Source organism: Porphyromonas sp. KLE 1280, from assembly GCF_000700805.1.
Classification (GTDB): Bacteria; Bacteroidota; Bacteroidia; order Bacteroidales; family Porphyromonadaceae; genus Porphyromonas; species Porphyromonas pasteri.
Genome location: NZ_KL362962.1, coordinates 420,484 through 442,993, shown reverse-complemented (window position 1 = coordinate 442,993; position 22,510 = coordinate 420,484). Strand labels below are relative to the sequence as shown.

Annotated in this window: 17 protein-coding genes; 8 read left to right on the top strand and 9 right to left on the bottom strand. The window is 53.7% G+C overall.

Annotated features, from left to right (window positions below):
• Positions 1–4: 4 nt before the first annotated feature.
• From HMPREF1121_RS01730 to HMPREF1121_RS01705, 6 genes are all read left to right on the top strand, one after another.
• Complete coding sequence (locus tag HMPREF1121_RS01730; protein ID WP_044114386.1) at positions 5–256, top strand: hypothetical protein; 252 nt, start codon at positions 5–7, stop codon at positions 254–256.
• The gene (gene mutL, locus HMPREF1121_RS01725) at positions 253–2,166 is read left to right on the top strand and encodes a DNA mismatch repair endonuclease MutL (RefSeq protein WP_044114385.1); all 1,914 of its coding nucleotides are present in this window, start codon (positions 253–255) and stop codon (positions 2,164–2,166) included. The genes HMPREF1121_RS01730 and mutL overlap by 4 nt, the downstream gene beginning before the upstream one ends.
• A gap of 788 nt (positions 2,167–2,954) precedes the next feature.
• Positions 2,955–4,991 (top strand): transketolase family protein, encoded by a 2,037-nt coding sequence (locus tag HMPREF1121_RS01720; protein WP_044114384.1) that lies wholly within the window; start codon positions 2,955–2,957, stop codon positions 4,989–4,991.
• Between the two features lie 30 nt (positions 4,992–5,021).
• Positions 5,022–5,459, top strand: a complete 438-nt coding sequence (rpiB, locus tag HMPREF1121_RS01715) for a ribose 5-phosphate isomerase B (RefSeq protein ID WP_044114383.1) — start codon at positions 5,022–5,024, stop codon at positions 5,457–5,459.
• A gap of 51 nt (positions 5,460–5,510) precedes the next feature.
• Positions 5,511–6,701 carry an AI-2E family transporter gene (locus HMPREF1121_RS01710; RefSeq protein WP_044114382.1) on the top strand — a complete coding sequence of 397 codons (1,191 nt, stop codon included), beginning with the start codon at positions 5,511–5,513 and terminating at the stop codon, positions 6,699–6,701.
• On the top strand, positions 6,702–7,958 hold the full coding sequence (locus HMPREF1121_RS01705) for an ABC transporter permease (protein ID WP_044114381.1): 1,257 nt from the start codon (positions 6,702–6,704) through the stop codon (positions 7,956–7,958). It begins immediately after the preceding gene.
• A gap of 105 nt (positions 7,959–8,063) precedes the next feature.
• On the opposite strand, the gene pgl is transcribed toward HMPREF1121_RS01705, so the two are convergent.
• From pgl to gnd, 3 genes are read right to left on the bottom strand one after another with little or no spacing between them, the layout of a single operon-like run.
• The gene (gene pgl / locus HMPREF1121_RS01700; RefSeq protein ID WP_044114380.1) at positions 8,064–8,771 is read right to left on the bottom strand and encodes a 6-phosphogluconolactonase; all 708 of its coding nucleotides are present in this window, start codon (positions 8,769–8,771) and stop codon (positions 8,064–8,066) included.
• Positions 8,768–10,333 (bottom strand): glucose-6-phosphate dehydrogenase, encoded by a 1,566-nt coding sequence (gene zwf / locus HMPREF1121_RS01695; protein ID WP_232223713.1) that lies wholly within the window; start codon positions 10,331–10,333, stop codon positions 8,768–8,770. The genes pgl and zwf overlap by 4 nt, the downstream gene beginning before the upstream one ends.
• A 13-nt stretch (positions 10,334–10,346) precedes the next feature.
• Positions 10,347–11,816 carry a decarboxylating NADP(+)-dependent phosphogluconate dehydrogenase gene (gnd, locus tag HMPREF1121_RS01690; RefSeq protein ID WP_044114379.1) on the bottom strand — a complete coding sequence of 490 codons (1,470 nt, stop codon included), beginning with the start codon at positions 11,814–11,816 and terminating at the stop codon, positions 10,347–10,349.
• A gap of 492 nt (positions 11,817–12,308) precedes the next feature.
• On the opposite strand from gnd, the gene HMPREF1121_RS01685 reads away from it, so the two are divergent.
• Together HMPREF1121_RS01685 and HMPREF1121_RS01680 are read left to right on the top strand one after the other, a co-directional pair.
• Complete coding sequence (locus HMPREF1121_RS01685) at positions 12,309–14,246, top strand: TonB-dependent receptor plug domain-containing protein (protein WP_044114378.1); 1,938 nt, start codon at positions 12,309–12,311, stop codon at positions 14,244–14,246.
• Between the two features lie 50 nt (positions 14,247–14,296).
• Entirely contained in the window at positions 14,297–15,481 is a 1,185-nt protein-coding gene (locus HMPREF1121_RS01680; RefSeq protein WP_044114377.1) for a hypothetical protein, read from the top strand.
• 77 nt (positions 15,482–15,558) lie between these two features.
• Here HMPREF1121_RS01680 and HMPREF1121_RS01675 read toward each other — a convergent pair whose 3' ends face one another.
• The 6 genes from HMPREF1121_RS01675 to HMPREF1121_RS01650 form a co-directional block, all read right to left on the bottom strand.
• Positions 15,559–16,998, bottom strand: a complete 1,440-nt coding sequence (locus HMPREF1121_RS01675; RefSeq protein ID WP_052353547.1) for a hypothetical protein — start codon at positions 16,996–16,998, stop codon at positions 15,559–15,561.
• Between the two features lie 44 nt (positions 16,999–17,042).
• On the bottom strand, positions 17,043–17,681 hold the full coding sequence (locus HMPREF1121_RS01670; protein ID WP_044114376.1) for a hypothetical protein: 639 nt from the start codon (positions 17,679–17,681) through the stop codon (positions 17,043–17,045).
• A gap of 6 nt (positions 17,682–17,687) precedes the next feature.
• Positions 17,688–18,335, bottom strand: a complete 648-nt coding sequence (locus HMPREF1121_RS01665) for a hypothetical protein (RefSeq protein ID WP_044114375.1) — start codon at positions 18,333–18,335, stop codon at positions 17,688–17,690.
• A gap of 520 nt (positions 18,336–18,855) precedes the next feature.
• On the bottom strand, positions 18,856–19,305 hold the full coding sequence (locus HMPREF1121_RS01660; RefSeq protein WP_198004370.1) for a DUF2141 domain-containing protein: 450 nt from the start codon (positions 19,303–19,305) through the stop codon (positions 18,856–18,858).
• Between the two features lie 39 nt (positions 19,306–19,344).
• Complete coding sequence (locus HMPREF1121_RS01655) at positions 19,345–21,453, bottom strand: TonB-dependent receptor plug domain-containing protein (RefSeq protein ID WP_044114374.1); 2,109 nt, start codon at positions 21,451–21,453, stop codon at positions 19,345–19,347.
• 63 nt (positions 21,454–21,516) lie between these two features.
• Positions 21,517–21,933, bottom strand: a complete 417-nt coding sequence (locus HMPREF1121_RS01650; RefSeq protein WP_044114373.1) for a DUF2141 domain-containing protein — start codon at positions 21,931–21,933, stop codon at positions 21,517–21,519.
• Between the last annotated feature and the right edge of the window lie 577 nt (positions 21,934–22,510).

Sequence of the window (22,510 nt, the reverse complement as noted above, 5' to 3'; positions counted from 1 at the left end):
GGAGATGATCGAGGCCGGTGAACTCGATCCCGATGCAGAGCTTCCCGAAGCCTTGACAAAGGAAGAGGGGGCTGGTAGTAGTTCGAGCTATGACAATAGCGAGCAGATCCGTGGTGCCTTCATTCACTCGGCTCGCCATCTGAGCCGACAGCACAAGCGTGGTATCACGTCTTCTGATAGAGACCAGCGTATCATCAAGCTCATGCTGGCACTCATGGTCTTGGGGTTAGTCTTCTGGTTCTTCTTCCTGCGATGAGCGATATCATTCGCCTACTCCCCGAGTCCATTGCGAATCAGATAGCTGCTGGTGAGGTCGTACCTGCACCTGCCTATCTCGTCAAGGAACTCGTCGAGAACTCGATCGACGCTGGAGCCAAGCAGATACAGATTGAGGTCGTCGGTGCAGGGCGCCAGTCCATCTCCGTTACAGATGATGGCAAGGGGATGTCTCCCACCGATGCGCGTATGGCTTTTGAGCGTCATGCCACCTCTAAGCTTCAGACGATTGATGACCTACAGCGCCTCTCTACGATGGGATTTCGTGGCGAGGCTCTCGCTGCTATTGCCGCAGTCTGTCAGGTAGAGCTTCGCACACGTACGGCTGACCAAGAGGTCGGTACTGAGCTCATCATCGAAGGGGCAAAGGTGCGCTCGCAGATGCCGGTGGCTTGTTCTCCAGGCACGAGCATCAAGGCAATGAATATCTTCTACAACACCCCTGGGCGTCGCAAGCACCTCGAGGCTCGTAAGGAGTCCACTGAGCTCATGGAGATCTGGCGCGAGTTCGCTAAGGTTGCTTTAGCCAACCCGCAGATCTCATTCACGCTGCGAGGCGCAGGGAAGTACGACAAGATACTCCCAGCAAGCTCTCTCAAGGAGCGCATCATCGACATCGGTGGAGCGAAGCTTTCCCGTGCCCTCATTCCTGTGAGCTACGAGAGCGCTTTCTGCACGATACGTGGCTTCATCGGTACCCCCACGACCTCACTCAAGCAGGGAGCGCAGCAGTATCTCTTCGTCAATGACCGCTTCATCCGCCACCCTTACTTCCATAAGGCGATTAGTCTGGCTTACGAGAACTTCATCCCTGCAGGCAATCAGCCACAGTACTTCCTCTACTTCACCATCCCAGCCGAGAATATCGACGTTAACATCCATCCACAGAAGACGGATGTTCGCTTCCTCGATGAATCAACGATCTTCCAAGTCTTGCAGAGTCTCATCCGTGATGCCTTCAGCTCCCACGCTCTGACGCCCATCATTGACTTTGAGAACGCCTCGCCTATCGAGATCCCCGCCTACTCTGGCCGCAAGGATATTCTCCCCGACCTCGATACGGCACTGGGAGCAGATGCCGTCCTTCAAGCCGAAGGTGGAGCCTCCCTACCCTCGGGCGGGACACGACTTGGAGGGATACGACTCGGTGCCACTCGTACAAGTGCACTCCCCAAGGAACCCGAGATTAGTTGGGATGACCTCGGAGAGCACTTCGACAGTATGACACCCTCGACGATGCAGACACCTCTCTTTGAGGAAGAGCCCGAGGAGCCACAGAGCCATGGCATACGACTCTCACAGGCTGGATCACTGCGTACGCGCCCCACGCTACCCTCTTCACTGCTGCTCTATCAAAGTCGCTATGTCATCACGACGCTGGGCGATGCACTCGCTTTCATTGACCTGACACGTGCTCTACTTCGTGTCACGTTCGAGCAGTATCGAGCAGACCTCCGTGCGCACAGCTACCATGTCGAGCAGCCCCTCTTCCCCGAGGTGCTGGAGTTCGCTCCCCAGGAGCTCCCGACGGCACTTACTCTGATGGAGGAGCTACGTCATGCGGGCTTTGACTTCGGGGACTTAGGCGATGGACACTTCTCCATAGTAGAAGCCCCCTCCTTCATCTCACGCGATGCCACAGGCTTCGTCCGCCTGATCGTAGCTGATAGCTTAGATACGCATCGTGAAGGGGCTGACTACGTGCAGACGTTCTTAGCCGAAGCTGCGGCCGAATCTGAAGCTCTCCAACGTCCCCTACCACAGGATGACGAAGGGCTCGAGCAGCTGATCCGTGACCTCTTCCAGAGTAGTGACCCCTACTTCACGCCCTCTGGCAAACCCATCATCACGCGCCTCACGGAGCCAATGGTTGCCAACTTCTTCAACTAAAGTGAAGCCTCACCTTCCACATAGTAGCCCCACTCAGTCTCGTACTAAGTGGGGCTTTATACTTATTTATACTTATATGAAAGGGAGGAAGCTTTCGTGTCATTATCTCTAATAGGAGACTATTGCCGCGAGTCCTGCCCTCTATTAGTTAGAGTATAAGGCATCGCGCGCCCAGCTCCCCGATATGCCTCTCCAAAGTGGCCAAGCAAACCCTTCGCCTTATCGCGAGTATTCCTCTTATCCAGCGGAGGGAAAAGTGTCCTTCTCGTGAAGGGAAAAGCACCTTCACGTAGTGGTTTTTCCGTATCTATGTACATAGTCTTAAAGACCAGGCACGTAAATCCTAATATCCACGTACGTAGATATTAGAGCCACGTACGTAGCCCAAACTTATCTGCCACTCGTCCGCAACTTTTATCCCTACACGGAGTAACATCCTAATATAGGTCGCTTCACAAAGCTATGTAGCTTTCTTCGCCATCCTATATAGCTCTACCTACGCACCCATACACCTATAACGACTTCGGCTCGTGACCAGCACTGCTCTCTTTAGTAAGGTCCGCAAGGCCATCCACTATACCCTCTTTAGTCCACACTATCAGAGTACTAACAATGCGTCTATACTCCTACTTGAGGGACTGCTCCGATGAGTAGAGCATACAAGTCTAAAATTAGGTGCATGACACTGCTATCTCCCCCTTAATTTGTTGTATCTTTGAGCTGTCTAAAAGCAGATACATCTACACAACATACAACTAAGCTGTAAGCTACAAATCACATCATCCCCAATGAACAACAACCAACTAATGACCCGTGCTGCTGACAACATCCGCATCTTGGCAGCCAGCATGGTCGAGCGAGCTAAGAGCGGTCACCCAGGTGGAGCCATGGGCGGCGCAGACTTCGTCAACGTCCTCTTCTCGGAGTTCCTCATCTTCGATCCCGATGCACCTACGTGGTCTGGCCGTGACCGTTTCTTCATGGACCCTGGGCACATGTCTCCCATGCTCTACGCCCAGCTGGCCCTCCTCGGTCGCTATTCGATGGAGGAGCTGCAGCAGTTCCGCCAGTGGGGTAGCCCTACGCCTGGGCACCCTGAGGTCGATGTCCTTCGTGGTGTAGAGAATACCTCGGGTCCTCTCGGCCAAGGTCATACCTTCGCCGTAGGGGCAGCCATTGCAGCTAAGTTCCTCGCCCACCGTCTTGGCTGGGTCATGAGTCAGACGATCTACGCCTATATCTCCGACGGGGGGATACAGGAAGAGATCTCTCAGGGGGCTGGTCGTATCGCTGGACACCTCGGGCTTGACAACCTCATCATGTACTATGACGCCAATAATATCCAGCTCTCTACCACCGTCGAGGAGGTCGACAGCGAAGATGTAGCTGCTAAGTACAAGGCTTGGGGCTGGCACGTCATCGAGATCGATGGTTGCTGTCCCGAATCGATCCGTAAGGCTCTTCGCGAAGCCAAGGCTACGGTAGGCCAGCCTACCCTCATCATCGGCAAGACCATCATGGGTCGTGGTGCTGTAGGCCCTAATGGGGAGAACTATGAAAATCGTGTGAATACGCACGGTCAGCCCCTCTCGGCTGCAGGTGCCTCTATCGAAGCCACGATCAAGAATCTCGGTGGCGATCCCGAAGCTCCCTTCCAGATCTTCCCCGACGTACAGGAGCTCTACGCAGCACGTCTTCAGGAGCTTCGTGAGCTGGCCAAGGCTCGCAAGCAGGAAGAGAAGACTTGGCGGGAAGAGAACCCCGTTCGTGCGAGCAAGCTTGACCGCTGGTTTGCAGGCGAAGCCCCTGAAGTAGACTGGAAGAGCATCGAGCAGAAGCCTAATCAGGCCACACGTGCTGCCTCTGCCACCGTCCTCAGTGCACTGGCTGAGCAGGTAGAGAATATGATCGTAGCTTCAGCAGACCTGTCGAACTCCGACAAGACTGATGGCTTCCTCAAGAAGACCCGAGCACTGACCCGTGGTGATTTCGGAGGTGCCTTCCTTCAGCCAGGTGTAGCCGAGCTGACGATGGCTTGCCTCTGTATCGGTATGGCTCTTCATGGTGGTGTCATCGCTGCCTGCGGTACCTTCTTTGTCTTCTCCGACTATATGAAGCCCGCTATCCGTATGGCAGCCCTTATGGAGCTCCCCGTGAAATTCGTCTGGTCGCATGATGCCTTCCGCGTCGGCGAAGACGGTCCTACGCACGAACCCGTAGAACAAGAAGCACAGATCCGCCTGATGGAGAAGCTCCAGAACCACAGCGGTGCCGATAGCGTACGTGTACTCCGCCCCAGCGACGTCGAGGAAACGACCATCGCATGGCGTATGGCTATGGAGAACACGCACACTCCCACAGCACTCATCCTCTCTCGCCAGAACATCAATGACCTGCCCGCTCCCGAAGGGAAAAGCCGTAAGGAGGCTGCCGAAGCAGCTACACGCGGCGGCTACATCGTACTTCGTGACGAGAACCCTGAAGTCGTACTCATCGCGAACGGTAGTGAAGTATCTACGCTCGTCGAGGGTGCCGCCCTCCTTCGCAAGGATGGTATTCGTCTGCAGATCGTAGCTGTACCCAGCGAAGGTCTCTTCCGTCGCCAGAGCCAAGAGTATCAGGATGAAGTCCTTCCTCGCGGTATTCGTCGCTTCGGTCTCACTGCAGGTCTCCCCGTAACCCTTCAGGGGCTCGTCGGAGACAATGGTGCCATCTGGGGGCTCAACTCATTCGGATTCTCGGCTCCCTACAAGGTGCTGGACGAAAAGCTCGGCTTTACTCCAGACCATGTCTACAAGGAGGTCAAGACACTACTTAGCAAGTAATCACTATCCAACGACTACAGTACAACGACAATGAATAAGATCGGTATCTGCTCCGACCACGCAGGCTATGAGGTCAAGGAGCTGGTCAAGTCATTGCTCATCGCACGTGGCCTCGAGGTGAAGGACTTTGGATGTCCTTCACCCGAGCGCTGCGACTATCCTGACTATGCCCACCCCATGGGGCAGGCTATTGAGTCAGGAGAGCTTCCCCGTGGCATATCCGTTTGCGGATCAGGCAATGGCATCTCAATGGTCATGAACAAGTACTCTAAGGTACGTGCTGCCCTCTGCTGGGATGTCGAGCTGGCAAAGCTCGCACGTGAGCATAACGATGCGAACGTCCTCTCCATCCCCGCGCGCTTCGTCACCGAAGAGCAGGTCAAGGCTATCCTCGCAGCTTTCCTTGATACGCCCTTTGAGGGCGGTCGCCACGAAGCACGTGTAGCCAAGATCCCCATCAAGCATTAGTCATCTTATCCCTTTTCAGTATATCTCTCCAGTATATCGCTCCCACTACCTATGTCACATTTCTTCCGTAGAGAGTTCACATTCGACCGTATAGCACGAATGCTCGTGCTCTCTATCCTTATACTCTTGATTTATGTGGCGGTGCAAGCGATCTGGAGTGTTATCCTGCCCTTCCTACTGGCTGGTATCTTCGCCTATGTGATGATGCCGCTGGTACGATTCTTCCAGTATACACTGCGCCTGCGCTCAAGAGGGCTGTCAGTCATCCTGACATTGCTCCTCTTGGGCGCAGTCGTTTACCTTGCCATAATCTTTATCATACCGTCAATCAATGCGGAGATAGAGAAGACCCTCCAAGTGATCTCTGGCTATAGCAGTGGACAGGATATCCTGACGATGATCCTACCACGCAATATCCGCAACTACCTCAATGGGGGACTCCGCTGGGGGAACTTCCCACAGCAGCTGTCTCTCGAGAAGATCTTGGAGAACGTTAAGCTTCTCCTCGATCAGGTCGGTGGGATCATCAATAGCACCCTCTCCATATTCTCTTGGGGGCTTGTCTTCCTCATCGGCTTTGTCTACTTCGTATTCATCCTACTGGACTTCGAGAATCTTGGTCGTGGCTTCATCAGCCTCTTCCCAAAGACACTCCGCCCTACGATTCGTACGATCAGCATGGATCTGGATCGCTACATGAATAACTACTTCCGTGGTCAGGCTCTCGTCGCCATGAGTGTAGGTATTCTCCTCTCGATAGGGTTCAACATCATTGGCCTTCCTTTAGCCACAGCTATGGGGATCTTCATTGGGATCCTCAACTTCATCCCCTATATGCAGGCACTGGGTATCATCCCACTCGGATTGGCTAGCCTGCTGATGGCTGCACAGACGGGTGAGAATGCCTTCGTCTGTATGCTCCTTGCCTATGGAGTCCTGATGGTCGTACAGATCATCCAGGATATGATCATCGTCCCACGCATCATGGGGCAGACGATGGGTATGCGCCCCTCACTCATTCTCTTGGTCCTGTCTATCTGGGGCTACCTCCTGGGGTTCTTCGGGATGCTCATTGCGCTGCCCATTACTATGTTCATCTACTCGCTGTACATGCGCTACGTCCTCCAAGATGAGGAGTACATCGAGCAAATGCGCCTCCAGGAAGAAAAGCGTAAGGCTAAACAAAGCCGCCGCAAAAAGCGTGGAGCGATAGAAAGCGAATCAACTACGTCAGACAAGTAGATGGCTCTCTTCTCTTCAGCTACTACCTTCCTCTCTCGTGGACTCTCTCGAGGTGATAAGGCAGGGACACGACGTGTCTCTGCCCTACTCCGTTTGACGACGATTGGAGTGGCACTAAGCCTCTCAGTGATGCTCCTATCAGTCACCATCATCTTAGGCTTCCATCGACAGATCCATGAGTTCGCCTTTAGTCAGACAGGGCATATCAGCCTCAATGGCTATGGGAGCAACTGGAAGACCTCCACGACTCCTGTCTATGTATCTCCAGAGCTACTCTCCTTCCTAAGGGAAGAGAAGGGGGTATCTTCCGTCTCGCCTCTCATCCAGCAGGCAGGGCTTCTCAAGACAGAGGGAGACTTCTCGGGCATTCTTCTTTATGGGATTGACTCTACCTTCCGTAGTCGCTACTTCACTGAGCAAGTAAAGTCCGGGACACTCCCCTCTTTCTCTGAGAGCGAATACAGCCGCCCACCCATCGTCCTACCCTCACATGTGGCACGACGCATGAACTATAAGGTAGGTGATGCCGTGCGTATCTACTTCTTCGGAGAAAAGATGCGAGTACGCGTCTTTGAGCTTCAGGCAATATATGAGTCGACGGGCTTAGAGCTTTCCCCCGCCCTTTGCCCAATTTCCTCGCTGCAGCGTCTCAATCACTGGGATGAGAATACCTACAGTCGCCTGATCATCATGCTGCAGGATCCCGATGATGCCTATCCGACGCTAGATCATCTCATCTCCACTCTTCAGGCACGTCCAGATCTTATCGGCGAAGAGAACTATGGTCTCAACCTCGGTCAAGAGCTACAGCCTGAGCTCTTCAATTGGCTTGCCTTCCTCGACACGAATGTCTATGCGCTCCTCTCGCTGATGGTCCTCGTCGGAGGCTTTGCCATGATTACGGGGCTCATCATCATCGTGCTCGATAAGAGTAAACAGATCGGTATCCTAAAGGCCCTTGGAGCGACGAATAGACAGCTCAGACAGACTTTCCTTCAGATAGCAGCTCGTCTCATCCTACGTGGGATCTTCTGGGGGAATGCAATTGCTCTCGTGCTGAGTCTCGCACAGCGTCACTTCAAGATCATCAAGCTTAACCCAGCGAACTACTTCACCGACTCCGTACCCATCCACTTTGACCTCCCACTCTGGGTCGCTATCAATGTCGGGACACTCATCGTGATTCTCCTGATGGTATTAGTTCCTGCAAGCTTGGTCAGTCGAATCCATCCCGCAGAGAGTATGCGCATGGATTAGCTCCTTGAGGATGCCTCAAAGTAATCGCCCCGTCCGTAGCAAGTATGATGCTACAGACGGGGCGATTTACTTTGTCTTGTCAGCCTTAGTAAGGCTGGATCGCTACTACTTAATAGGAAGAGCTACGTCGGTATAGAGCTCGACGTCGGCTCGCTGACGGAAGATGTAGGCGGCAGGATAAGCTTCTGCCTCGGGAGCTTGCTCTACGATATGCTGCAAGATAGGAGCTTTCTTCTCGCCAGTCGTATGGAAGAGGATGCGCTTTGCAGCAAGAATCGTCGGTCCAGTCATTGCGATGCGTGGCTGTCCCTTTGGGCTTATCCCGACAGCATAAGGTGCTTCCTCCGTGAGGAGCTCCATCTGGTGCGGGAAGATAGAGGACGTATGACCGTCTTCTCCCAAGCCTAAGAGCACAATATCAAAGACGGGGAAAGCACCATCAAATGGAAGCTCCGAGCCCACAAGCCAGCAGTAATCCTTTGCTTCGCGTTCTGGGAGCTTCTCTCCTGCGATGCGATGTACCTGATCCTGTGGAATGGGTACATGGCGTAGGAGTGTCGCCTCGGTCATACCATAGTTGCTATCGGGATCTGTAGGTGGTACGCAGCGCTCATCTACCCAGTAGAGATGGACACGTGACCAATCTACGGCGCTACGTAAAGGCTCTTCGGCGAGCAACTCAAAGAGTAATCGGGGCGTAGAGCCTCCAGAGAGCGCGATATGTACCCAGCCAGCCTGCGAAGGCTTCACGAAGGCCGTCTCAGCGACAGCTCGTGCGACAGCCTCGGGGGAAGGATAATGATGGTAGATCATAGTTCGCAGTAGAGCTCCGAGTGAGTAAGATTGCGGCAGGGATTCGTCCAGCTGTGCTCACGCTCGATGATTAAGTCGCTCTGCTTTGGTCCCCACGTGCCAGCAGGATAACCATAAAGCGGAAAGTCTTCCTCCTTCCAGAGGTCGAGGATCGGATCAAAGAAGCGCCAACTCATCTCAACAGCGTCACTACGTGTGAAGAGAGTCGGGTCACCCAGCATACAGTCCTCGAGCAAACGTGAGTAAGCATCGCCCGAAGCTAAGCCACCCATCTGCTGGTCATAGGTAAAGTCCATGGAGACCTTCTTGACTTCGAAGCCAGAGCCTGGGACTTTTGCAGCAAACTTCAAGGAGATCCCTTCGTTCGGCTGAATGCGAATCACCAGCTGATTGGGGACGGTGCTACCATCAGCCGTAGCAAATACGCGGTGAGGTGTAGGCTTAAAGTGTATGACGATCTCGGTGACCTTGGTCGGCATCATCTTACCTGTGCGGATATAAAAAGGTACTCCCTGCCAGCGCCAATTGTCGATGTAGAGCTTCATGGCGACGAAGGTCTCCGTTCGGCTATCAGAAGCGATCTTATCTTCCTCACGATAGGCACGCTGATGCTCTCCTTTCCACTCGCTCTCTGTATATTGTCCGCGGACGACACGGCGACGAATCTCCTCAGGAGTCATTGGGCGGAAGGACTGATATACCTTCACGACCTCGTTGCGAAATAGATCAGCGTTGAACTGCACAGGCGGTTCCATAGCGGTAAGAGCTACGAGCTGTGCCAGATGATTCTGCACCATGTCGCGCAGAGCACCAGTCTGGTCGTAGAATCCACCTCGACTCTCGATGCCCATATTCTCTACTGCCGTGATCTCCACGCGCTCGATGTAGTTGCGATTCCAGAGAGGCTCGAAGATACCATTCGCAAAACGCAGCGCCATGATATCCTGTACCGTCTCCTTTCCGAGGAAGTGATCGATACGATAGAGCTGATGTTCGTGGAAGGACTTGCGGTAGATCTCGTTCAGCTCTCTCGCTGACTGGAGGTCATAGCCGAAGGGCTTCTCGATGACGATACGTCGGATCGCCGAAGGCTCACCATTAGCATCCTCTTCGCCCTCTTCGTTGAGCCCGACAGAAGCCAAGTGCTGTGGGACCACGCCATAGAGAGAAGGTGGCGTAGAGAGATAATAGATGTAGTGCCCAGGATTATTGATTCGCTCGTCAAGTGTCTTCAGTTGCTCACGGAGCTTAGGATAGTCCTCGGCAGAAGCAGGGTCCATCGGGAGGTAATACACTCCAGAGAGGAACTGCTCGGCAAGAGAAGCGTCGTACTCTCCATCGCTGAGGTAGCGCTGAAGAGCTTCATCGAGGTGCTCGCGATAAGCTACATCCGAGTACTCCGTGCGCCCAAGTCCGAGGACACTGAAGCGAATGGGGAGCTTATCTTGCTTGAAAAGCTGATAGAGCGAGGGGATGAGCTTACGCTTTGTCAAGTCACCTGACCCGCCGAATATCACAAGGACGAGGCTCTCGGGCAGATGATGCTGCATGGTCTGTGGCATATTCTCGGGGGGACTATACATTATACGTGGTCGAAGAGGTATCACTTCCGTGGCCCGTCCAATTTTCGTGGAAGAATTCTCCACGTGGACGGTCGGTGCGCTCAAAGGTATGTGCGCCGAAATAGTCTCGCTGTGCCTGCACAAGCGAAGCAGGAAGGCGACGTGTCGTCAGTGATGTGAAGTAGCTAAGAGCTGAAGAGAAGGCAGGAACTGGGCAGTCCGAGAGTAGCGCCTTAGCGATGGTCTCGCGCCAAGAAGGGCGAGCGGCCGTAATCTCCTGCTGGAAGTACGGAGCTAAGAGCAGGTTCTTCAGGCTGGGATCAGCTTGGTATGCCGAGGCAATATCATTGAGGAAGGCCGAACGGATGATACAGCCGTTGCGCCAAATACGTGCGATGGATGCCAGATTCAGCTCCCATCCGCGTGCCTTTGATGCTTCGGAGAGGAGGGAGAAGCCTTGTGCGTAGGAGACGATCTTGGATGCGTAGAGGCTTTGCTCAAGAGCATCGACATCGCTCTCACCGAAGGCGGGGCGGCTCGTTGCTTGCGAGGGGGCGTAGAGTGCAGCAGCTTCGTGACGCAGGTCTACTGTGGAGGAGAGGCTTCTCTCATAGACTGCCGTCGCGATAAGCCCGAGAGGCTGGCCGTACTCGAGGGAGTTGATGACCGACCACTTGCCAGTCCCCTTCTGCCCTGCAGCATCGAGGATCTTGTCGATAAGATATTCGCCCGAGGCATCACGATGACGAAGGATCTCGGCTGTGATCTCTACGAGGTAGCTACGGAGCTTCCCTTCGTTCCAGCGAGCGAAGATTTCGCTCATCTCATCGTTGGTCTTGCTTCCGATGTGGCGGAGATAAGCGTAGGCATCAGCTATGAGCTGCATGTCGCCATACTCGATACCGTTGTGCACCATCTTGACGAAGTGACCGGCACCACCTTTACCTACCCAGGCGCAGCAAGGAGTACCGTCCTCGGCCTTAGCTGCAATGCGGGAGAAGATCGGCTCGATGCTGGACCAAGCTTCTTCTGCGCCGCCAGGCATGATAGCAGGACCGTTCAGAGCACCCTCTTCACCGCCCGAGATACCACAGCCGACGAAGTAGATCCCGTGATTACGTAGCTCAGCTTCTCGACGCTCAGAGTCCTCCCAATTTGAGTTTCCTCCGTCGATGACGATATCACCTGGCTCGAGATGTGGCAGGAGTGACTCGATGACGTAGTCGACGGGCTTGCCAGCTCTGATCATCATCATGATCTTACGTGGACGCTCAATGCTCTCGACGAAGGGCTTGATCTCGGTGAAGCCAAGGAAGTTCTTCCCCGCGCCTCGACCTTGAAGGAAGCGCTCCACGACGGTGGCTTCGGCGCCTTCTGCACGGTTGTAGACGGAGACTTGAGAGCCATTGCGCTCCATGTTGAGAGCGAGGTTCTCGCCCATGACTGCAAGGCCGATGAGGCCGATATCTGATTTCTGTTTCATTTGCTTTGTGTTGGGAAGGCCCCATGAGCCTGCCTCGCGCAGGTCTTACTTGGGGCGATGGATGTATCTCTAAAACAACGGCCCGAGAGTGAAGGTTTAGGCGCACCCACTGCAAGGCTTTTGCGTGCGCTCCTACCTTTACTCCGGGTAGAAGGGTATATACTATTCGACCGAAGGGTATATACTATTTGAGCGAAGGGTATATACCTTTCTGCCGTGAGGAATATACCCTGCTTTAGGAAGTAATATAACTTCTGACCGAAAGTAATATAACATTTGACTGAAAGTAATATAACATTTGACCGAATGTTATATAACATTTGCCAGCCCCTCCAGATACCGCACTACGAAAGGGAAAGAGAAGCCCTCCCGAAGCCCCTTATTTCCTAATCACTTTCGGGTATAGATGGCGGGAAATATCACTACTTAGGGGGATGGATAGGCCTTCGCAATCGGTCTATCTTTGTAGCCCATTCAGTTATAGATCCACGTATGCGCTGTAAGCACACCTATATCTTCCTCCTCCCTTCGCTGTTAGCGGGTAGCTTCACTCAAGGCTTTGCCCAAAGCGTGAGCGATAGCCTTACCCAAGATCATCGGGTCGAAGACGTCGTCGTCACAGGTACTCAGACGCCCCGCACACTGAAGAAGCTCCCCATCATCACCCGTATCATCTCACGTACTGAGCTGGATCGTCTCGCACCACGCTCTGCTGCCGACGCCCTGCAAATGAGTTTGCCTGGGATCAACGTCACGGCACACGGCGCTCAGTATCGTGTCTCGGTCCAAGGCTTCTCAGGAGATCACGTCCTCTTCCTTGTCGACGGCGAGCGACTGACCTCGGAGGGCAACGGAGTGGTGGATCTTAACCGCATCGACATGGCTAATGTCGAGCGTATTGAGCTGATTAGTGGCGCGGCTTCGGCTCTGTATGGGTCGAATGCTATAGGTGGCGTCATCAACTTCATCACGCGTCGTGCTCGCCACAAGGAGGAGCTCTCGGCGACCTTCGACCACAGTAGCGAGGGCGTCACGAGATACAGCGCATCGGGACAAATCGTACGTGGCGCCTTCAGCTCGATGACCTCCATTAGCTACATCGACCAAGCGGCCTACAGCGTAGCCACACAAGGCACACAACCTGAGACCACTCCCGTCATGGGCAGCAAGAGCCTCAATCTCTCTCAGCGTCTACGCTACCGCACATCAGACTTACGACGCGAGCTGACGGGCTATATTCGCTACGGCTATCGTGACCAAGATGGCGACGGACTTAGACGTAATAAGTACCTCAGTAATTCGCTGGGCGGGCAGGCTTATCAGGCATTTGGCGAGCTGCACAACTTGCGCCTCGACTACAATCACGAGCTCTACAATCGTGATAATTTCCTCTCCGTAAGCAAGGAGCGAACACCTATCTTCCACTTCACGGGCAATACCGTGCGCCTGCAGTACAACTTCGGCGCCGAAGAGAAGACTCCCGTCCTCGTCAATGCAGGTATCGAGCTCTACCACGAGCGTCTGAGAAGCGAGCGATTCACTACAGCCGCCACACGGCACCAAGCTACAGCCGGCACACTCTACGGGCAGGCCGAATGGCATCTGGTGCCGAAGCTCTCGTTTGTCACGGGATTTCGCCTCGATAGACACTCCAGCTTCGGCGCACACTTCTCGCCACGTGCATCGGTACTCTATCAGCTTGGTCGCGTAAGGCTCCGCACTTCCTATGCAGAAGGCTTCCGTGCACCGTCGATCAAGGAGCAGTTCATGGACTGGGATCACTTCGGTATGTTCTTCATCAAGGGCTCTGATCACCTGCGTCCCGAGGTAAGTCGGATGCTGAGTTTCTCCCCCGAGTGGCAGACCTCGCACTTGAGTCTGACGGGTATCGCTTCGTACAATGTCATCTCCAACCAGATAGGCACGCTGATGACCAAGAGTACGAACACCTATCATTATACGAATGTGAGTGAACGTAGCCGACTGCTGAACCTGCAGACAAGCCTTCGCCTGCGCCTTCCTCTTGGACTGACGTTCAATGGTGACTACAGCTACATCTACGACTTCTCCAGAGCTGAGAGCCGCGCCAATGGTCAGCCCTTCGCTCCTCTTCGTCCGCACAACTACACTGCAGCCCTTTCCTACGAGACCAAGACGGGGAGCGACTGTGATCTCACTGCGACCTACGCCCTGCGTGGAGCAGGAAGTGTGACGCTCAGCGAGCTGGACGAGACGACGGGTAAGTATTCCTACTTCGAGCACGAAGGCTATCTCCTCTCCCGCATGAGTGTCTCGGCACGCTATAAGCATCGACTCACGATCACTGTCGGAGCAGATAATCTCTTCGACTACCACCCGACGCAGGTCAATATCACCGGGAGTCTCTCACCAGGTCGCACATTCTTCTCCTCGCTCACCTATAACCTCTGAGGGATGTAAGTGCAGGAAGACGGAGCACTTTGCATATCTTTGCTCCTGATATGAACGCTTATCCTACCGCATCTACCCCACATCTGTGGGTCTTTAACCCTGGTCACGAAGAAGCCCTAAGCTTCTCTCGGGAGAAGCGCTACACACTCTCCAAGGAAATCCGATGGATGCGCCACGAGCTCTCACCGCTCTTGCGCCTCTTAGCTTCTGGAGAAGACCTCATCTATGCACCTGCTTCGCCCGAAGGAATACCAGCACGCCTGCTGAATGCTGAGGGCGATGACCTACCAGCTGGATGCGATCTCCCCGCCGAGCTGAGTGTCGTCCTCTGGGGACTGGATGATCATATCGTGAGAGAGCTGAGAGAATGCCCACTCTTCCTCTCTACTACCCTACTCTTTCCGCCCATCACACCGAGCTATCTACGGCTAAGTCACCGACGTGCCAGCTATGATCTGCTGGCATATCTGACGGATCAGCTCGGCTATCCCAGTGACCTCCTACCCCGTTGGATCGAAGCGGGAGTAGACAAATCAGATACTGAGCTGCGACTGCGTGCCGCTATCGAGGGCGTCAAATCCCGTCCCTTGGGCGATCCTACTCGAGTCCTCATCAAGCGTCCTTACAGTTCCTCGGGTCGTGGAGTATTTCCGCTCCCTCTTCCTCTGCAGGAGAAGCACCTTGAAGCGCTTGTCGGGAGCTGTACGCGAAGTGGAAGTGTCAGCATCGAGCCCTACCTTGAGGTCATAGATAATTGGGCGCTTGAGTACATACGAAGTGAAAGCGGCGAGGTAAGCTTCTTCGCCCTATCCCACTTCGATACACTTCCCTCGGGACGTGCCTATCTTGGCAACATACTCACATCGCCAGAAGACCTCTGGGAGCGACTAACTTCGCTCATGAGTGAAGAAGCTCTGCTCGCCCTCATCAATGCCCAGTGCACGTGGCTCGAGGAAGAGCTCTCCGACTCTCAGTACACAGGCTATATCGGTATTGACCTCTTCTTCTACCGCGATGGGGAGAGCCTGCGCCTTCATCCTTGTGTGGAGATCAACCTCCGAACAACTATGGGCGTACTCGCGCACTTCGCCTACGAGCAATACGTACCAGATGGTCGCAAAGGTGTCTTCCGTCTCGAGCGAGGACCACGCCAGCAGCCGAGCCAAAGCATTATACCGCTCCTACTGACAAGTAGTGAAGCCCACTTCTCCGCCTATATCGAGCTGGAGAAATAAACTGATCCCCCTTGGCCATCCGCAGATAAGCCAAGGGGGATCACTGTATATATACGTAGCGCGCTACGGCGTGCGCCTTAGTAAGCTATGTCGATAGCTGCAGGGAAGAGACGCTCGGGATCGAAGAAGCGTGAGCAGCTCTCCACGAGATGTGACCAGTCTGCCTTCACCATCCCCGAATAGACCTGCTGCCCATTGACTAAGACTCGGACAGGCTTGCTAAGATCAAGAAGCTCGGGGCTGAGGTAGATGCGAAGCTTCCCTCCCTTAGCTGGCTCATAGACCTTATCATAAAGCAGGACGAGATGGAAGCTTGTATACCAGTCACTGACCTTCTTCTCTACGTACTTCACCGTGTTGATCTTCAGATCTACGGTATTCCCCATGATAGTCTCCTGATAGTAAATGCGCTCCTTATCTTTAGGGCGCTTGAGTGGTGCAAGATTATAGCATCCCTTACGGTAGAGCCCGTCGATGGGATAGTCTTCCCAGTTCACTTGCTTTGGCTGAGGAGTGCGCACGTGCTGCGAGAGGTAGGGCGTCGTATACTGATAAGGTATAGCGTGACCATACTTCGGGATGATGTCGATGAAGTGCTTGTAGTAGCCAGGATATTGTGCAGCTAAGCTTTGAAGTGCATCACGCGTGTAGCCCGTCAATTCGCTGCGGTGGAACTGAGTATCATTGTATCCCGTGCGAAGTGAGAAAGCTACGTGCTGGAGGTTCTCTACCGGCGCATTGATAAGAGGTTCACCACCGGCCATAGGTCCAGCAGCAGCGAGGTAATCGGGATAATATGAAGCTAAGCGCTGTGAGCCATATCCCCCCTCAGATATCCCAAAGAAGTAGACGCGCTTCGGATCAATCTGATCAGAAAGGAAGGCTTGACGCAGGAGTTTCTCCCATGCTTCGAGCTTCGACTTCTGCCACCAGCGATAGAGTTGACCATCTGCTACGCCTTCGCCATTAGGTATCTGTGGGATGAAGTAGGCGGAGGGGCTGTCCTGAAAAGAAAGAGCCAACGCCAAACCCGTAGACCATTCCCCCTTCTTCTCCCCCGATCCGTGTAGATAGAGATAGAGCGGATAGCCAGCTTCGGGCTTATCTCCCTTCGAGCCGTAGTAGAAAGGCATCACGGCCTTAAAGCTTTCCCCATTATACATCTCTGGAGTTAGTAACCAGCTATGAGCTACACTCTGCTTAGAGAGGGGCGTGAGTGCTGGTAGCTTATCCTCAGATAGAGACTTATTCGCTTCAGCCCAGAGGCGCCATACCTGAGTACGCGCCTTCTTGATATCCTCAAGTGAGAGGGAAGATGCGGGCAAAGCTTCCTCCCGACCAGAGAGCGTCGAGGCGAAGTACTTCTGCACAGCCTCATCGCTGGCGCGTACAGTGGGAGTACGTGGAGTATCGGAGGATTGAGCCTTCTCGGGCTCGGGGATCATACGAGCTACAGAAGCGCCACAGCTGGAGAGCGTCCCCAGAGCGAAGCAAAGGAAGTAAGTCAGTCGTTTCATCGAAATGAATAGGATAGGTAATAGTTGAGTGAGTAGAGAGGCGCTTAGTACACCCCCTTGTATCGAGATGGCGTCAGGCGCTTGTCATAGAAGTATAGGCAGAGATCCATCAGGTCGAGCGCGAGGCGTGGAGCGACTTGCTTATCGAGGCCACTGACAAAGCGACGCCAGCGAGGGCTGGGCGTATAGAGAGCAACTGCAAGTGTCGGGGAAGTGGAGATACATTGGCTGAGAAGCTGCTCCAATACTTCCCGCTCGGGAAGGTATTCGCAGATCAGAAGATCACAGTAGGGAAGGCTCACGCCTTGCAGTTCGCCCACAGAGAGTACGTGTACGGCTTCGGTATAGCCCGTATGGCGGAGATAATCGGGTAATAGGCTCGTCGTAGGCTGAGAAGTCACGACGAGGATGTTCTTTACCTCCAGCTCGTGAGCCGTACGGAAGAGTAGCTCCAGTGTACGCACGCGATGGATAGGAGGGCAAGTCTTCGCATCCTTTCTCCGGCGCTTCACCTCGCCATGAAGCTCTTCGAAGCAGTAGTACGGACGACGATTTCGTACGACCCGAGTGATGAAGTGGAAGGCAAAAGGGGAATGAACGCCATCCCCACGGCGGTTGATGAGTAGACGCTTGGAGTATTGTAGGCGTCGGACGACCCCACGAAGCGTGATAGGAGACTTCATCTCAGCTTAGAGAGCAGGTATCTGATCCTGAGGGATCTCCTGCAGGTAGCGGTAGAGGATGAAGAGGTAGAGAGTCGCGATGGGCAGGATGATGACCGAGGCCAGCTGCAGTGTCAGGGCATTCACTATCGCGAACAGAAGCACGATACCAAGTGCACCGAGGAGTGTGTAGAAGTGTCCCTTCGTGCGCGTCCATGACTCTCGGAAGGAAGCAAAGACGCCCGCCTTACCATCGAGGTAAAGCATAGGTGCTAAGAAGCAGCGGTTCAGGAAGTAAAAGCCTGGCACGAAGAAGAGCACTAAGCCCATACCAGCCCCCAAGCCAAAGAGTACTGCCAGAAGGACAAAGCCTGCAAAGTGCTTGAGACGGGCTACACGAGTACGCGCAGGATAAGCTTCGCCAGCGAAGAACTTCACCACCTGCATAAGGAAGAGGTAAGTCAAGATCCCATTCAGTGTCCCAACGACCAGCGGAAGATAGGACGCCAGAGAAGAGGATGAAGCGCGACCCGAGAAGAACATATATCCCAGCGATCCCAGCGTGAGAATGGTGATGATAAGGGGATAGCGATAGAGAGCCTTATGCTGCTTGAGGAGCTGCCAAGCATGACGCAGGGCTGCAAGATGCTCGAAGCGAGGAAGAGGATACTGCATATATGATATGGTAGTACTAAGCGAAGCAAGATACTGTGACCAGCCTCTGAGCGGCCAGTCCTTTGAGGAACAAATATACGTATTCCGAGGCGTTTCCCGACCGCCCAGCCAGCACCTTCACCATACATAAGCATCCATCCATCGCTCTCTCGCAAATATCACGGATAGCGCAGCAGGAGATGCTCATCACTTATCGCACTACACACAAGGAAGTTACCATAGAGGATAGCTGGGACTTATAGCGACACCTCAAATCAACCAGTACTGGTCACCGATCGGACCAGTACTGGTCGCACAATGTAATGAGTACTGGTCAGCGCGCCAACCAGTACTGCTCGCTTTGGTGACCAGTACTGGTTCGTTTTCCCTCCCTATATAGGCCTTATATCCAGACAAATATGGAGCATCTATTCTACAAGCTCAAAGGATTCACGATAAAGCACACCCCTCTTGGTATGCTGAAACGAAAAGAGCCCCCTTCACCACACGGGCAAAGGGGGCTCTTTTGTGTAGGCTCAAGCTATCTCAGAGTTATATACTGGATATCTCCAACCTTGAAGGTGAAGAGAATATCCTTGAAGCTCGGGAGACCATAGTCAGCAGGTGCATTATTGCTGAAGCCATACTTCTCAGAGGGGATATAGCCATTGAAGTCAAGGGTCTTATTCCCATTGACGTCTTGGAAAAGACTGATACCATAGGAGCCCTCGGGGAGGTCAATGAGGACCGTCTTAGTGAGAGAGTCGACCTTTGCCATAGCCGTCTTGTAGGGATTCTGGGGATAGCTCTCCGCAGAACTATAGATAGCGATGAGGAGCTCTCCCTTGGGCTCGGTGATCCCGTCGACAGTGAGTGTCAGAGGGTGAGTAGGTGGAGTCTTCTTCTCTGCTGTGTCTTGAGCCTTGAGCGAAGGAGAGAGGAGCCCCAGAGCAAGAGTTAGGAGGGGCAGGAGGTGTCTAAGGTGTCGCATGATCATAAGAGAATTAAAGTGAGGTGGATAGGGTGATCATTAAGGGGTTTTCTTCTGCTTCCCCGAGAGGGTGATGAAGCAACCGATGTAGAAGAAGCGTGAGGAGGGTGTCGAGATACGTGTCCCCTCTGTAGGGGTAAGTGGATCAGGCTCGATACCCCAGTAGTTTGTCGTCCCAAGGACATTAGTACAGCCCATGTGAAGAAGCACTTTCTGGGAGGGGAGGTAGCTCCAAGAGAGGTCGAGTCGAGAGCGCCTCGGGAGCTGAATAGGTGTGAGATCATAGCTATATCCCTTCGTCCCCGCATCTATATAGTAGCTACAACCAAAGAGACTCCTCAGCGCCCCCGACCAGTACTTAGTCGTGAGGCGGAAGGTATGAGGACTTACGTAGCTGGGGGCCAGTGGATGGAGGTAGCGATCATAGCTAATCCGAGCCTGGGTATAGGAGTAGGAGGTCGAATAAGCGATAGCTCCAAGGCTCCCCTTATGAAAGAGGGTAAGCCCATAGCTCTCCCCTCCCCCTTGGTCATCGAAGTGCTTGGGATAGCCCACTGACAGAGTGCGGGTGAGGTGTTGGTAGCTCTTATAGAAGAGGGAGAACTGTAGAAGGGGCGTCTTATCACCATAGCTATAAGAGAGCTGGGAGACCTCCGATCGGCTACTCTTGAGCGCTGGCATAAAGCGGAGGATCTCCTTCTCGGGAAGCTGGGTGTAGCGCCCCCACGAAGCGGAGAAGACGTGTTTGCCAAGTCTGTAGCCTGCATAGAGGCGAGGGGAGAGACTCCATACATTGAGGACGCTCGCATACTCACCGCGAAGCCCTGCGCTGACGCTTAGGCCACGGTGGAGGTAGCTAACCTCAAGGAAGGACACGGGTAGATGATTGGTGAAGTTCAGCTGGTGGCGATCTCCTGTGAGTTCGTAGGTCTCACGGAAATCTCTCCAGCTGTAGTCAAGTCCGCCGAGGATGGAGAAGGGTTCACCGCTGTACTTCAGAGCAAGGCGGGCTTCGGCATAGAGATCATGATCAAGGACTTGGTCCTGTGGCGATACCAGGGATGAGCCCGAGAAGTCGGAGTACTGAGTATGGGCACCTACCTCCAGCTGGCACGCTGTGCTTAGGCTTCGCACATAGGTCAGACGCCCATAGTAGCGATCTTCGCGAAGGCGGCTATTGAATGTAGGCATAGAGGCATTAGGCCTATAGTCGATGCCCATCCCTGTATAGCTCAGCTGGGCCTTGAGCATCGCTTGAGGAAGATCATGCCAGAGGGAAGCGGTGAGGGAAGGACTATAGAAGCTCCGAGTATAAGGATAGGCGCTCGGCATGATCCGATCATAGAGGGAGAGGTCGGTATAGCTGGCTGAGAGCTCCACCTTCGTAGAGGAGGAAGGTGCTCCCAGAGCCCATGTGAAGCTGGGTCCTATATTACTAAGACTTATGAGGCTCCCAGGCTTGACATCCTTCGTATCTCGAGAGAGGATCTGGATCACCCCTGAGAGCGCCTGTCCCATCGAAGCAGAGTAGCCACCCGAGAGTAGGTTTATCTCCTTGCATTCGCTTGGTGAGAGGAGGCTTCGCACCGATGAATTCTTGGAGCTAAGGCTATAGGGGTTAGGTAGACGCAAGCCATCGATATAGACCTGGCTCTCATGGGGAGCACCGCCCTGCAGACTGAGTCGCCCATCAGTATCGGAGCTCTGAGCATCGGGATCCTCCATCAGCCCACCGAGGATATCACCGAGGGCTCGTGGCGTCATGAGTATATCCAAGGTCGTGAAGCGGGAGGTAAGTGGAGCATAGCCCGAGATCGGCAGAAGCCTTCGGCGAGAGACGGTAACTCCCTCGATCGACCGCTGCGCCTCAAAGAGGATGATCCGATAGATCTGGGATGAAGGGCGAAGGAGCATCACCTTCGACTGATAGCCTTCGGCGAGGAAGAGCAGCGAGACACGCTCTACACTATCGGGGAAGCTGAGATGAAATTCCCCACCCTTCCCCGTCTCAGTAAGCTGTCGTCTTGTAGCTTGGTCGAGGATCTGCACCTTCGAGAGTGGATCATCGGAGCTGTTGGTTATTCGCCCTCGGAGCTCACGTGCATCCTGAGCTTGTAGGGCCGAGGTACTCCCCAAGAGGAGGAACAAGATACTTAGAATAAGGGAACGAGGCATGTCTGCGAAGGTGTTACGAGCTTCTGCCCGCTGGTGTTACTTGATCTTGATCCGTATCTCGGTATCCTCATTGAGGCTGAAGGAAGCAGGCTTGTAGCGGGGAGGTCCCATCTTGGGACGAGCATCACGACTGAAGCCACAGGGCTCGGTGGGCAGGCGGAAGAAGTTGCGATCCACCTTCCCATTGCTATTCAGATCCTGATAGATGACGACAGCATAGGTACCAGACTCCAGCTCAAGGACAACACGCTTCGTCAAGGCATCGGCAGGAGTGGTCAGCGTCTTGACAGGCTTCTTGAGGTAGTCCTCCGCAGAGTCATATACGGAGATAAGGAGGTTACCTTTCTTCTCCTTCATACCCACGACATCGAGCGTCAAGCGATGGGACTGAGCGCAGAGTGCCGTGACCGAGAAGAAGATTATAAAGAGCAGCGCGATATAAGTTCGGTTCATAGAGGATGCTTTAAGGATAAGTCAGCCCTCATAAAATCAAAATGATAGAGGGTTCATCACATATCCAAAGGTAAAGAAAAACCACAGCACATAACCTCCTTCTCTAATAGTCGCGGAGTGATGCTATAGAGGTCAGATATACAGTCGTATTCGTTTGCCATCAGAGTAGTAGTTATTCCGTGCACAAACCAATAAGGTATCGCACGCCCAGCTCCCCGATATACCTCTCCGAAGAGATACACAAGCCCTTCGCTTTATCGCGCGTATTCTTCTTATCCAGCGGAGGGAAAAGTGCTGTTTCCGTGAAGAAAAAAGCGCCTTCACGTAGTGGTTTTTCTCTATCTACGTACGTAGTCTTAAAGACCAGGTACGTCAGTCCAAATATCCACGTACGTAGATATTAGAGCCACGTACGTAGTCCAAACTTATCTGCCACTCGTCCGCAACTTTTATCCCTACGCAGAGCAACAACCCAATATAGGTCACTTCACAAAGCTATATAGCTTTCCTCACCATACTATATAGCTCTACCCACGCACCCATATAGGTCACAGAGCGGACCTATATAGGCTCATAC